General features: G+C 53.9%; 13 protein-coding genes. 11 read left to right on the plus strand and 2 right to left on the minus strand.

What is annotated here, in order from left to right; genetic code table 11:
* From B2310_RS05240 to B2310_RS05280, 9 genes are all read left to right on the plus strand, one after another.
* On the plus strand, positions 1 to 399 hold a 399-nt coding region (locus B2310_RS05240), incomplete at its 5' end, for an SPASM domain-containing protein (protein WP_290729203.1).
* Complete coding sequence (gene tadA, locus B2310_RS05245; protein WP_290726916.1) at positions 396 to 887, plus strand: tRNA adenosine(34) deaminase TadA; 492 nt, start codon at positions 396 to 398, stop codon at positions 885 to 887. The genes B2310_RS05240 and tadA, both read left to right, overlap by 4 nt.
* A gap of 26 nt (positions 888 to 913) precedes the next feature.
* Positions 914 to 1,744, plus strand: a complete 831-nt coding sequence (locus B2310_RS05250; protein WP_173382572.1) for a hypothetical protein — start codon at positions 914 to 916, stop codon at positions 1,742 to 1,744.
* Positions 1,744 to 2,466 carry a hypothetical protein gene (locus tag B2310_RS05255; RefSeq protein WP_173382571.1) on the plus strand — a complete coding sequence of 241 codons (723 nt, stop codon included), beginning with the start codon at positions 1,744 to 1,746 and terminating at the stop codon, positions 2,464 to 2,466. Before B2310_RS05250 ends, B2310_RS05255 begins: the two co-directional genes overlap by 1 nt.
* 150 nt (positions 2,467 to 2,616) lie before the next feature.
* Entirely contained in the window at positions 2,617 to 3,384 is a 768-nt protein-coding gene (locus B2310_RS05260) for a hypothetical protein (protein ID WP_290729208.1), read from the plus strand.
* Positions 3,385 to 3,398: 14 nt separating this feature from the next.
* A complete protein-coding gene (locus B2310_RS05265; RefSeq protein WP_290726909.1) occupies positions 3,399 to 5,060 on the plus strand; it encodes a fimbrial protein in 1,662 nt (553 codons plus the stop codon).
* A gap of 3 nt (positions 5,061 to 5,063) precedes the next feature.
* Positions 5,064 to 5,702 (plus strand): OmpA/MotB family protein, encoded by a 639-nt coding sequence (locus tag B2310_RS05270; RefSeq protein ID WP_173365417.1) that lies wholly within the window; start codon positions 5,064 to 5,066, stop codon positions 5,700 to 5,702.
* On the plus strand, positions 5,702 to 6,361 hold the full coding sequence (locus B2310_RS05275) for a hypothetical protein (protein ID WP_173382569.1): 660 nt from the start codon (positions 5,702 to 5,704) through the stop codon (positions 6,359 to 6,361). The genes B2310_RS05270 and B2310_RS05275 overlap by 1 nt, the downstream gene beginning before the upstream one ends.
* 45 nt (positions 6,362 to 6,406) lie before the next feature.
* Complete coding sequence (locus B2310_RS05280; protein WP_173382568.1) at positions 6,407 to 6,820, plus strand: hypothetical protein; 414 nt, start codon at positions 6,407 to 6,409, stop codon at positions 6,818 to 6,820.
* A gap of 145 nt (positions 6,821 to 6,965) precedes the next feature.
* Here the strand turns inward: B2310_RS05280 and ilvN are convergent, their stop codons facing one another.
* Positions 6,966 to 7,460, minus strand: coding sequence for an acetolactate synthase small subunit (gene ilvN / locus B2310_RS05285; protein WP_173365414.1), 495 nt, complete (start codon positions 7,458 to 7,460; stop codon positions 6,966 to 6,968).
* 15 nt (positions 7,461 to 7,475) lie between these two features.
* Positions 7,476 to 9,194: a biosynthetic-type acetolactate synthase large subunit gene (gene ilvB, locus B2310_RS05290; RefSeq protein ID WP_290726904.1), complete on the minus strand. Its 1,719-nt coding sequence runs from the start codon at positions 9,192 to 9,194 to the stop codon at positions 7,476 to 7,478.
* Between the two features lie 397 nt (positions 9,195 to 9,591).
* Here ilvB and radC point away from each other — a divergent pair, with 397 nt between their 5' ends.
* A complete protein-coding gene (gene radC / locus B2310_RS05295) occupies positions 9,592 to 10,257 on the plus strand; it encodes a RadC family protein (protein WP_173365413.1) in 666 nt (221 codons plus the stop codon).
* Positions 10,258 to 10,416: 159 nt separating this feature from the next.
* Positions 10,417 to 13,497 carry an OmpA family protein gene (locus B2310_RS05300; protein WP_173381983.1) on the plus strand — a complete coding sequence of 1,027 codons (3,081 nt, stop codon included), beginning with the start codon at positions 10,417 to 10,419 and terminating at the stop codon, positions 13,495 to 13,497.
* Positions 13,498 to 13,509 lie beyond the last annotated feature (12 nt).

Genomic DNA, 13,509 nt, shown 5'->3' on the forward strand with positions numbered 1-13,509 from the left:
CTCCGCAAGATTATGGAAAAGAGCCGCACGCTCGGAATCCCCGTGAAGCCGACCTGCGCCCCGCAGTTCCTGCGCATCGCGGACCAATTGGACATCAAGACCCGCTACAGCCGAGGCTGCCTCGCCGGTATCGACTACTGCATCGTAAGCCCGATAGGGAAGGTGCGCCCCTGCGCCTACATGATGGAAGAAGCGGGCGATGTGCACGATACGCCGTTCGACGAAATCTGGGCGAACGCCGATGTGTTCAAGAAACTCCGCACCAAGGCATACTCCGGTTCTTGCGGCAAGTGCAAGTTCAACGACCGCTGCGGCGGCTGCCGTGCCCGTGCTGCCTACTACCACGACGGCGACTACATGCAGGAAGACTCCTACTGCGCCTACGGGAGAGGGCTGTGATTTCTGCAGACGACGAAAAGTTCATGCGCATGGCGCTTCGCGAGGCGCAAAAGGCTTTCGACGAGAAGGAAATTCCCATCGGTTGCGTCATCGTGAAGGACGGCGTGGTGATAGGGAAGGGCCACAACCAGATCGAGATGCTGAGGGACGCCACCGCCCATGCCGAAATTTTATCCATCGGGACTGCCGCGGGCAAACTCGAAAACTGGCGCCTGGACGGTTGTACTTTGTATGTAACGCTCGAACCCTGCCCGATGTGCGCGGGGGCTATCCTCAATAGCCGTGTTTCCCGCGTGGTCTACGGCTCCCCGGATACCCGTTTTGGTGGCTGCGGAACGACTATCGACGTGATTGCGGGTAACGCTCTCAAGCGCGAGGTCGAGGTGGTGGGTGGAGTGCTTGCCGATGAGTGCCTGGGCCTGCTGAAGGCGTTTTTTCAGCGCATGCGGCTCGAAAAGGGCGATTCCGGCAACAAGGGCCCCACGTAAGCCGGTCTAATATCTATATTCAGAACATGAATTTTATCAAGTCTTTTTCATGCTCTGTAGCACTCGCTTTTCTTTGTTCTTGTGACAGCAATGATGTTTCCTTGGCGTTCAATACCCAGAATCCGCCTGTCCAGAAATATTTCATAGAGTCCTCTTTGGACGCCCTGTTGCCGGTTGATTCCGCAAATCCGAACCCGGAATCGATGCAGACCCGCCTGAACGTCCAGGCGACGCTCTCCGAACTGGTTGCGTACGATAACGGTTCCGGTCGGTTCGAGATGAAAATCGATTCCATTCAATATAAGAGCGATAAGCGGACCGTAGAGGATTACCTCTATATAGAGAAATATCTCCTAACGCAGCATTTCCAGTACAAGATGGCCTCGGATGGAGCCGTGAGCGAACCGGCCGTTGAAGATGTTGCCTTGCAACCGGGAACCGAGGAATTGAATCTGCTCAAGCTGTTCATGAAGGTGCAGCCGATTCTTCCGGGAGGTCCCGTGAAGGTGGGCGAGACCTGGAAGCGTCCGGTGGAAATTCCGGAGAAGGGCAAGACGACAGTCGTTTATAAGTCTTTTACCCTCGAGGAAGTGTTTTTGCATGATGGCGTCCAGATGGCAAAAATCGGGATGAACGTACAGTACAAGGAAGTCGCGGATTCTACGTCGAATGTCCGGATGGAAAGCGATGACTTTATTGTCGGGACGGGCTCTATCCTCTTCGATATCACGCACGGGATTGTGTCCTCGGTAAATCTTGAACTTTCGGGGCATTTGAACGTGAACGATATTGTCGCGGGCTACGAGGTTCCCAACATGCGCGTCATTCAGAGAATCAAGCTGAGGAGTGAAATCTGATGTTTGTCCGGCGTATAGGATATGCTGTGGTTTGGTGCGTGGCCGTTCTTGTGGTGGCGGGTTTTGCCGGTGAAATGCCGTTCCCGCATCCGACCGAAGGCGTTGTCCGCTTGACGGAAAAGGATAGCCCCTATATTCTAGAACAGAGTGTCGTCGTTTCGGTCTCGGACACCTTGGTTGTCGAGCCTGGAGTGACGGTCCTCATGGGCGAGTATGCGAAACTTACTCTTCGCGGGCCGGTCCGCATCCTCGGGACGGAGACGAAACCCGTCACGTTCAAGAATGCGGATTCTAGCGGCAACTGGAATGGAATCCATTTTGTCTCGTCTAATAGGCCGTTCGAAGTCAAGAACCTGGTGGTGCAAAACGCCTTTCGCAATACGGTGTTCCGTTCCCGCGGTATTTTTGAAAATGTGCATTTTGTGAACAATTACTACGGCCTGTGGATTGACGATGTTACAGAAGTATTCCTTTCACGCTGTGATTTTGTCCGCAATCGCTTTGCTCTTTCTGTAAGGGCGGGCAAGGTGCTCGCTGCCGATACCAAGATTTCCGGCAATGTCTATGGCCTCTATCTTGAAGCGGGCGGCGACTACAATGGAGATCTTGCTCTCATCAAGGGAAATCTTGAGGCGGATGTCCGCAAGGAAGCCGACGAACTTTCTCGTTCCGGCAAACACGTGAACCGTAGCATCTGGCATGCGATCGAGACTGGGTTCTAGGGGGAGCGCGTGGAAGAGTCTTTTCGTCGAGCTATAAGGAAGATGACAGGGGTGAGCGTTCGCTTGAACGATAGCCCTAACCGCTCCTCCATGGTTGCGGATCTTTCTCAATCGATGATGGTCACTTGGTCTATAGCTCTTTTTGAGCATATGGATGCGCTCCTGAACAACCTGGAAGAATCTGTCGGCGGTTCGGAACAGATTTCGTATAGCGAGACCGCGTGGAAACTCTGTGATGCGGGGTTCCCGCAGATCATGGCCGATGCGAACAAACTTTATGATGAATTCCGCGCCAAGTGGATCCAGCGATTCTCGACGGAAGAGGTGATGCGTCTGCTTCTGGAAGGGGGCGATTTCTTGCATCATGACGAGGAAAAGGGCTGGGCGCTCACGGTCAAGAACAACAAGCAGGATATAAGCGCTTTCTACTCGGCGACGATCCATTTGCTGGTGAGCGATGCCGAACCCTTGTTTGTCCGCATGCATGGCCGCGTGATGCAGCTGCAGGAAAAGCTGTGCAAGTATTGGCATGCCGAGAGTGCCGTGGATGCGGTCTCGAAACTGCTCCCCTGCCTAGAATCCTCGCTCCGCGAAAAAGAAAATACGATCGTGGTGTCCTTGCGCAGTTCGCTCAATGCCCTTGCCAAGAAGCGCTTTGCTGCGGCTTTCAACACCAAGGGGGCTCCGCGCTATTATAGTTCTGCGGCCTCCTGCGCTCGAAATGTGGGACGCTTCTGGAACCCGCATTATGCTTACGAGAATGGTTTTCTCGCTTTTACGGATGATTTTTGCGACTACGCCCGCGGACTTACTATGCATGTCATTGAATGGTACCGCGACAAGTGGTTGCTTTTTCTCCGCGGATTCTCCCGCGGTCAGTTGAACCTTTTTGAAACAACGGCCTCGATGGAGGCCTAAACTCAAGGAATAAGATGAAGAACGCTTTCAACTCGATTCTCATTCTCACGGTTGTCGGACTTGCGGTCTTGGTTGCCGGCGCTGTTTTCTTTGGAGCCCCGCTCTTCGGCTGGATTATCATGATGGCGATTTTCGCCGTGTTCGTTATCGACCAGTTCAGGTTGCTTTCGGCTTTGAAAACCATGAGCTCGGATGAGGATGGGTTTGTTTCCCGCCGCCTGAGTCAGGCCCGCGAATTGCTCGGCAGGGGGGTGCGCCTGGATTCTGCGATTGCTTTCGAGGTGCTTTCGAACAATTCCTCTGTTCCGGCTCCGAGAAGTTCGGGGGGTACGGTGATTCTCCTTGGCCTTATGGGAACTTTCTTTGGTCTCATGTATTCTGTTGCGACCGCGGGCGTTGCCATTGACAATTCTACGACCCAGGGGACTCTCGATACGATCCAGGTTCTCTTTGGCAACATGAAGGGTATTTTCGGTACGAGCCTTTGCGGCCTCTTCGCGGCTCTCGTGCTTGGTATTTCGCGCGGGCTTTTCCTCGGTTCCCGCGAGGCCTTTATTGCGCGCTTGGATTCGCTTACGTTGGATTTGCAGGGAGAATCTGCTGGTGAAAATGAAAAGAGCAAGGATGAGCTCGGCCGCCTCTTCGATGCGGTCGAAAAGAATCTTGCCCGCGTGGCGGAGTCTGTGCAGCAGGGCCTGAACGGTGTTGTTTCGAAGGTGGGCGAGGAACTTTCTTCGACAACGTCCAAGTTGAATTCTGACCTCGGCTCCATGGTCTCGAAACTGGAGGGTTCTCTTGGAAATCTGGGTAGCAGCGTCGGCAATGATGTCGCGAATGCGCTGGGTCCGATAAACGACTACATGAAAAACCTGCAGACATCGGTGGAAGCATTGCCGTCCAGGCTTGACGACAAGTTGAACGGAATCTCTTCGAGTCTGAATTCCAACTTGAATGCTATTTCCTCCAGCGTGAAGGAAGGTCTTTCGGGTGTTGCTGCATCGACCGAAAAGTCGATGGATGGCGCTGTAAAGAACATTGCGGATTGCGTCTCGGCTCAAGTCAAACAGTCTGACGAACAGTGGAAAGCCTTTATGGATAAACTTGCGTCTGAAAGTTCTGCGAGTACGGAATCCCAGAAGCAGGGTCTCGAGACTCTCAAAAATGTCGCCCTTCAGGTGGCCGAGAAGGCGCAGGCGGGTTCTGCTGAACTCAGCAATTCCGTTGCCGAAAAGCTTTCGGCGCTCTCGAACGATATCCTTACCGCATTCCAGAAACTTTCTGAAACGTCGGCGACACTCCTCGAAGCCCAGAAGGCTCTCACCGAAAGTATCGACAATCGCGTGGTGAAGGAGAAGGAAGCGACCGACGCGCTTGGCGGAAACATCGTCGAGACGGCCGAACTCATGCGTGTGAACCAGAGCGAACTTAGCGCGAATCTCGAAATGCTTCGTGCGGGCCTCGAGACGATTCTCGAGAAGCTCAGTGGCGATACGGCGGAACACGAGGAAGAAGAAAACTTCGTGGAACACCTCAACCAGTCCCTGGAAGCCTTCCACGAACGCGCAAGCGAAGTGCTCGTGGAAAATGCCGTCAAGACGCAGGAAATTCTACTCGAGGTGCTGGAACAGGCTCAGCGTGCTTCCATTGCACACAACGCTCCGAAGGCCGAGGGCTAACCTATGCGTCTGCGTCGCGACGAGAATACCAATCCCTGGATGGCCTATACCGACCTCGGCATAGCTTTGGTTTCTCTGTTCATTCTTGCGTTTGTCGCCATGGCGACATTGAAGGAACAGAAGGCCGAAGACCTTACGCGAACCGAGGAAGAAGTTCTCAGCTGTCAGGAAGAAATGCGTAAGATAGCGAGCGAACGAAATGCGCTCCTGTCGAAAAGTTTGCAGACATCCATCGAGGCGGGACTCATTGCTCTTGACGACGGAAAGATTCAGATCCAGGCGTCGTTCCTTTTCCCGACGAGCGGTGCCAACCTGACCGAAGAAGGCGTTTCCGTCATCAAGGGAATCAGCAAGGGGCTCCTGGATGCGCTCGACACGGGCGATGTCGTGATGGTGAGCGGTTTTACCGACGATACTCCGTTCAGTTCCAAGGTCAATTACACGAACTGGCACTTGTCTTCGGAACGTGCAGTGAACGTCGTGAAGGCGCTGGTTGCACAGGGGTTCCCGCCCGATCGCATCTTTGCGGCGGGATTTGGCGAATTCCAGCCCAAGTATCCGAACGATACCGAGGAACACCGCCGCTTGAATCGCCGTGTGGAAATCGGTGTCACGCCACTTAGACGAGAGAATTTCCACTGATGAATGAAAGGGTAGAATCCATACGTCGATCCGTCGATGCCATCCGCAAGTCCGGGACGCTCCCGCACTGGCGCTTGGTCTATGCCGACAAACTCCTCGAGCGAGCTTGCGACTATATCGCGATTGACAGGGAACCCGAAGCGAAGATGATGCTGGACAAGCTTGCTCGCTGGGTGGGGTCGCATACGCCTATGGCGAGCGGCAAGACGTCGGATTCGCGGATCCCGATGGTCTTCTGGAAACCCGACATGTTGCGCGGAACTGTCCAGCAGATAAGAGATACCCTTGTCCGCAGGAAGATGCTTATTCCGCCTACGGAGCGTTCGTCCATTCAACGTCGCCTCGACATGGTGGAAGATTGGATTTCGAAGGGCAAGTGCCTGGAAGCGCATCGCGAACTCGTATCGCTTCGCGGTACACTTATCGCCCGCTTGCGCCGTTCGTTCCGCGCGCGCCTTGTTGCGTCGACTGATTACCGTGGCGGAGTGCTGGTCCAGCCTGCGGGTAGTTTGGTCGGCCCTTACAACTCGCGTCATACGCTCGAGGAAATGTTCCAGATCGTGGGCGAGAGGGATCCTATCTGGATAGAAGATTTTCTTGATGTCTACAATGATCTTTTCCGTATTGCGGAACGCCTTGTGCCGCAAGAAAAGAAGTAATGCGCTAGGCGATGTTGCCTATAACCAATGATTGGGAGGGATGCTGTGGAATGTAGAATCTTGATGCGTTTTATCGGCAGCCACGCCGATTTGGAATCGGTTTGGAACGAAATTCTGGAGCGTTTTCCGGAGGCTGACTTGCCGAATGCTGATTCGGGCGACTGGTATTACGTGAATGACGTGATGGTGGACGAATACGAATGCCGCTTCGAGGAACTTCCTGAGGAAGAGCTTCTTGCGATGGATGGAAGCCTCTTCGTGGAAGAAGACTTTCCCGAGGAATTCCTGACGGAGTTGATGGAACGCAATGAACGCGTCTATGGCGTGTTCAAGTGGTCCTCGATGGAAGTTGGAGTTGGTTGCGGAGCAAGCGAAGCCTGGGGCGAATTTACGGCCGATTTTGTTGATGATTACTCCGACGAGGCGAACGAAATCTCCGAGGCGGTCCTCGGTTTTTAAGTCTGCTTCGTTAATATAGTTTGCTTCGAACGGCATTTCGCACGCTCACACATAGCAAAAACCGCCTGGACTTGCATCCAGACGGTTTAATTTTTGCATTTTCTAGTAACTAATAACTAGTGACTAGTAACTGCGGCGGAGCCGCTTACGTTTTATCTTCGCCGCGGAGCATGATGACCTTGCCCGTGCGGATGTATTCGACAATCTCGAACTTCTGCAAGAGGCTCTTGAGCGTGTCGACCTTCTGGCTGTTGCCCGTAATCTGGATAATCATGGACGTGGCGGTCATGTCCACGGTATTGGCGTGGAAATGGTCGCACAGCTGCAGGATTTCGGTACGCTGGTCCGGAGTGCAACGCACCTTGATGAGTGCGAGTTCTTTCTCGACGGCGTCCGTGCCGGTATGGTCCTTTGCCTGCACAACGTCCACGAGCTTTTCGAGCTGCTTGATAATCTGCATCAGGATCTCGGGATTGCCGTGCGCGATGATATTCATGCGGCTGAAGTTCGGGTCAAGCGTGGGGGAGACAACGAGTGAATCGATGTTGTAGCCACGGCGGGAGAACACGAGGGCGATACGCACGAGCACGCCCGGGCGGTTCGCCACCAACAAACTAATGGAATGTCCTTTATCGATCATGGTAATGTCCTCCTGTTAGGTCGATCCCGTGGGTTTTTCAAGTTTGGCCTTGGGTGCTTCCGTAAGCATGGCGGTAAGCGGTGCGCCTGCCGGAATCATCGGGAACACGTTGTCTTCCTTCTCGCATTCGCAGTGGATGAGGATCGGACCGTCCTTGTATTCGAGCGCCTTCTGGATTACGCGTTCGGCATCAGCGGCGCGCTTGATGCGGAGCCCCGGAATTCCGTAGGCTTCGGCGAGCTTCACGAAGTCGGGGTTGCCCATCATGTCGACGCTAGAGTAGCGGTGGTCGTAGAAGAGTTCCTGCCACTGGCGCACCATGCCGAGGTATTTGTTATCCATCACGAAAATCTTGATGGGGAGCTTGTGGATGGCAGCGGTCGCGAGTTCCGCTTCGGTCATCTGGAAACCACCGTCACCGCTGAAGCTGAGCACTGGCCAGCCGGTCTCGTTGCCGAATGCGGCGCCGATAGCGGCGGGGAAGCCAAAGCCCATCGTGCCTGCGCCACCGCTGGAGTGCAGCTGGCGCGGATAGTTGATGTGGAAGAACTGTGCCACCCACATCTGGTGCTGGCCCACGTCGGTCGTGACGATGGCCTTGCCCTGCGTGAGTTCGCTTGCGGTCGCAATCACGTGCTGCATGCGGAGTCCGCCCTGCTTGGGGTAGGTGAGCGGGAAGCGCTTCTTCCAGGTCTGGCAAGTCTTGATCCAGTCGGCTGTATCGAGCTTGTGCACCATCGGCAAAAGCTGTTCCAAAACGAGCTTCGCGTCGCCGCACATGAACACGTCGGGCTGCAGAACCTTGCCTTCTTCGGCGGGGTCGATGTCGATGTGCATCTTGATGGCGTCCTTGCAGAACACTTCAAGCTTGCCGGTAATGCGGTCGTCCCAGCGGCTGCCGATAGAGAGAATCAGGTCGCAGTCGAGTACGGCCTTGTTGGCGTACACGGTGCCGTGCATGCCGAGCATGCCGAGCGAAAGCTCGTGATCAACGGGGAAGGCGCCGAGGCCGAGCATGGTGCAGCACACCGGGGCGCCGATCTTTTCGGCGAGTTCCTTCACCTGGCGGCTGGCCCCGCTGATCATGGCGCCGTGGCCCACGAGCAAAAGCGGTTTCTTGGAATTCTTGAGGTATTCGGCGGCCTTCTCGACGCTCTCGGTAGAGGCGTATGTCGGAATCTTGTAGCCGGGCAAGTCCATCTGGTCGGTGAACGGAGCGGTGCAGGGGCCTGCGGTCACGTCCTTGGGCAGGTCGATGAGCACAGGGCCCGGGCGGCCAGTGCGCGCGATGTGGAAGGCTTCCTTCATCACGCGCGGGAGGTCGTTGGTATCCTTCACCAGGTAGGAATGCTTGACGGCAGCGAACGTCATGCCGCTGGTGTCGCATTCCTGGAAGGCGTCCTTGCCGAGGTTCGGGGTCGTCGTCTGTGCGGCGAGCACCACGATGGGGCTAGAATCCATGAGGGCTGTATAAATACCGGTGAACGTGTTGGTTGCACCCGGGCCGCTCGTCACGAGAGCGACGCCGACCTTGCCGGTCTGGCGTGCGTAGCCGTCGGCCATGTGGGTCGCGCCCTGTTCGTGGCGGGAGAGGACTACCTTAATATTGGAATCGAGAATCGCATCGAACATCGGGATGGCGGATCCACCGGGATAGCCGAAAATGGTGTCGATGCCTTCGCGTTTGAGGCATTCGATAATCACTTCGGCGCCGCTCAAAGTCTTGTTTGCCATAATTTTTCCTGTTTAAGCGTTTGGATTTTTAAAATTTGTGCTGAAAATATAGAATGTAGGCTTGTCTATGGCAACGGATAATTGGTAATTTAATGAAAATTTTTTGTTTTTATGGTGAAATTTTGATTTTTTGTGATTTTGCTTTCGTCTAAATCGAATGAAAAAGTTTGAAATTTGTCGGTTTTAGAATTTTGTGACTTTGAAAATTGGCTGTTTTTGAATGAAATATTATAATTGAATGGAAATAATTATAGAAAAATTCGATGATTTTTGAAAAAATAACCCGTGAGGCGTAGCGGCCCCCCCTCTTTAGGTGCTCTTGAATAAAAAAATGGCAAAAAAGGAACAATTTCTGGTTTCGGCCGTTTTTATAGGTAGATAGTACTTGGAGGTACAAATGGATATGAATCTTCTACCGCGCGAAAAACTCGCGGCGCGTGGTGCTGCTGCGCTTTCGAACGAGGAACTCCTGGCCCTCATATTGGGGAGCGGGACTCAAAAGTGCGATGTATTCGAGCTCTCGCGCCATATTTCGGATTACCTGTCTGCGGCGACTCAGGTCCCGACGATTGAATCCCTGTGTCGCATCCGGGGGCTTGGGAGGGCTAAGGCAACGCAAATCCTTGCCTGTCTCGAGCTTTCCGGACGTTATATTTTGAGCGCGAAAGCCGTATCGGTAATGAGCCCCGAGGATTTGCTTTCGAGGCTAGCCTACATGAAATACGAAGAGCAGGAGCACCTGGTTGCGGTGACGCTCAATTCTGCAAACAATGTCATCAATGTTCACGAGTTGACGACTGGGCTTGTGAATCAGACTCCGGTGCACCCGCGGGAGGCCTTTGTAAAGGCGATTGAGGACCGTGCGGTGGCAGTCATCTTTGCGCATAACCATCCGTCAGGTTCGATAGCGCCCAGTGAGGAGGATTTCGCCATTACGAGGGTTCTTTGTGCGGCGGGGAAGATTGTTCAGATTCCCGTGATAGACCACATCATTATTGCAAAGGGCGGTTTTACCAGCTTGTGTCGCGAGATGCCGGAGCTGTTTGAGGGATGTTTGCGTTGATTGTGCAACCATTTTTGTAAAAAGATATAAACAATGGCAAAAAAAGCCGTAAAAGTGTGTTTTTTATCGCTTTTTGAGGGGACTCGTGAAAAAAAAGCTTTATTAAAAGTTATATTATGTGCAGTTTAGTTTAGGGATCACCCTTTTTAAGGAGACTCTATGAAGAGAGTAGTTACTGGGTTGGCTTTGGCCTTGGCAGTACAGGCCTTTGCTGACCATCCACAAACGATTAACAAGACCGGTTTTGTCGGTGTAAATAAAACTCAATCTGCTCAATCTCTCGGGCATGCCAAGCTGTCTTTCTATGCCTTGATGGATGCGACTACGGACGTGGAGAATATTGCTCCGACGGGCGTCTCGGAATATTACATTGGCCAAGAACCCACTCTTTCGTATAACACGCTTATGCGTCAGGGTATGGTCGAAGATTACATTGCCTTGGGAGCCCAAATCGGCTTCGGCATCGGTCTTTGGAATATCGTTGACTTGGGCGTGGGTATCCCCGTTTATTACGATAAGTTCACTGTGAATAATACGGGATGCACTCCTGGCTTCTACGGGGTTGATGCCGCTTCTGGAATGAGCTATGGCTGCCAGACGGGACAGATTCCCAGTACCGATATCGGCTATATTGGCAATATCAAGGGAAACGTCAAGTTGAGGATTCCTCTTCCGGACGAACAGCCCATCGACATCGCCATTTTCGGCGAGGGTGATTTCGGCACGTCGAACCCGGCCAAGGATGGTCTCTGGATTCGTGAGGCTGAATTCATCCACAAGACGGGTGGAACTGCCGAAGCTTACGGAACCCGCGCAACCGTTATCAAGGGCGGCTTGGCATTGACGCTCGACTTTGACAAGATCGACGCGATTCCGCTTCTCATCCACGGAAACGGTGGTTATGTCTATTCCATGAACGAAGACTACCTCTCGTATCCGTATGCGACGGGCGCCTTGGAAATTTACTTTGCGTCCTTCCTCTCGATCTTTGGCGAATACTACATGATTTTGCCTTTCATGCAGGACGCGTTCAAGGATGGCGTCAAGCTCGATGTCAAGGACATTACGGGCGCAATCGTGTTCCACTTGCCAATCGGCCTCGATATCCATCTGGGCGGATCTTATTCTCTGGGCAAGGGCTATGCGGACGACTCCACGAAGTACACTACTGTCCGCGCGATGGAAAACGATGTCCGTATCCTCGAATACAAGACGACGATCAATCCGAAGTATAAAGTCTACGGCGGCATTACCTGGAGCGGCTTCCTCGTTCCGCAGGACCGCGACGGCGATGGCGTGAAGGACAACGAAGACAAGTGCCCGGATGACTTTGGTCATCGTCTGAATCAGGGTTGCCCGTTGGGCAATCCGGATGCCGACGAGGATGGCGTTTGCGATTCCTGGGTGGCCGAGAAGGGCTTTGAAGCTGAATTCCAGGATGTGTGTGAAGGTATCGACGCCTGCCCGAACGAACAGGGTGAAGGCGAAGATGGTTGCCCGCTCGATGAACCGGATCCGGATAAGGACGGCGTTTGCGATGCTTGGGTCTCCAAGAAGAAGATGCTGAAGAAGTTCAAGGATGTGTGCGAAGGCATCGATAGCTGCCCGGCCGAAAAGGGTACTGTCGCCAACAAGGGCTGCCCCGAAGATAATCCGGACCCGGATTCCGATGGCATGTGCTCTCCGTGGGTGACCGACAAGAGCAAACTCGCTGAATTCGCGGGCGTCTGCAAGGGATACGATATGTGTCCGGGTGAAGCCGGTCCTAAGGCGAACAAGGGTTGCCCGTGGGATGATCCGGATAGCGACGGTGACGGCCTCTGCGACGAGTGGGTGACCCAGAAGAAGATGGGCTTCTACTTCGAGAAGGCTGCCGAAGACGACAAGATCAAGAACGAATGGTTCATCGAGAAGACCTGTAAGGGTATCGACAAGTGCCCGACCGAATTCGGTCCGGCCAACAACGAAGGTTGCCCGCTTGGCGAACCCGATACCGACAAGGACGGCATCTGTGACGAATGGGTGACGCAGAAGAACATGCTCGACCAGTACGACGGCATCTGCTCCGGTATAGACAAGTGCCCGACCGAACCTGGTGAAGCATGGGCCAACGGCTGCCCGATGGACAACCCGGATATTGACGGCGACAGCCTCTGTGCCGGCTGGGTTGCCGAGAAGAACATGCAGACGCAGTTCAAGGACATCTGTCACGGCATTGACAACTGCCCGACCGAAAACGGACCGGAATGGAACAAGGGTTGCCCGGCTGAAAATCCGGACTCCGACGGTGACGGCCTCTGCGATTCCTGGGTCTCCAAGCAGAAGATGCAGGATCAGTTCAAGGATGTCTGTAAGGGTATTGACCGCTGCCCGGATGAAGCTGGTCCGGAATGGGCTAAGGGTTGTCCGTCTGATGACAATCCGGATACCGACGGAGATGGCATCTGTGACGCCTGGGTGACCAAGAAGAAATTGCAGGATCAGTTCAAGGATATCTGTAAGGGCATTGACAAGTGCGAAGAGGAACCGGGACCGGAATGGAGCAAGGGCTGCCCTGCCGACAATCCGGACTCCGACGGCGACGGTCTCTGCGATGCTTGGGTTTCCAAGAAGAAGATGCAGGATCAGTTCAAGGATGTCTGTAAGGGTATCGACAAGTGCCCGGATGAAGCTGGTCCGGAATGGAACAAGGGTTGTGCCATGGAAGACGATCCGGATGCCGATAAGGATGGCGTCTGCTCTGAATGGGTGTCTACCAAGAAGCTCCTTAAGCAGTTCGAAGGCGTCTGTACTGGTCTCGACCGTTGCCCGGATGTTGCGGGTGATGACGGCCACGGCTGCCCGAAGAAGGCTGTCGAGAAACTCACCGGCGTGACCTTCAAGCCCGGCAAGGCAACGCTCGAATCCAACGCCAGGAACATCCTCAAGGCTGTTGCGAAGAAGCTGAACGAAGACGATAGCTACAAGGAACTGAAGATTGTTATCCAGGGCCACACCGATAACAAGGGTAAGGACAAGACGAACCAGAAGCTCTCTGAAAAGCGTGCTAAGGAAGTCATGAAGACCCTCATCAAGTTCGGCGTGAAGAAGAACCGCATCAAGGCCGTGGGTCTCGGTGCAAGTTGCCCGGTGGATGACAACGAAACAGCCGAGGGCCGTGAGATGAACCGCCGTATCGAAATGCACTTCGCTACGCCGGAAAACGACGGCACCAAGTGCGAATCCGAATTCGCTCAGTAAGATTGAACGGCA

The organism is Fibrobacter sp. UBA3629, assembly GCF_002374005.1.
GTDB lineage: Bacteria > Fibrobacterota > Fibrobacteria > Fibrobacterales > Fibrobacteraceae > Fibrobacter.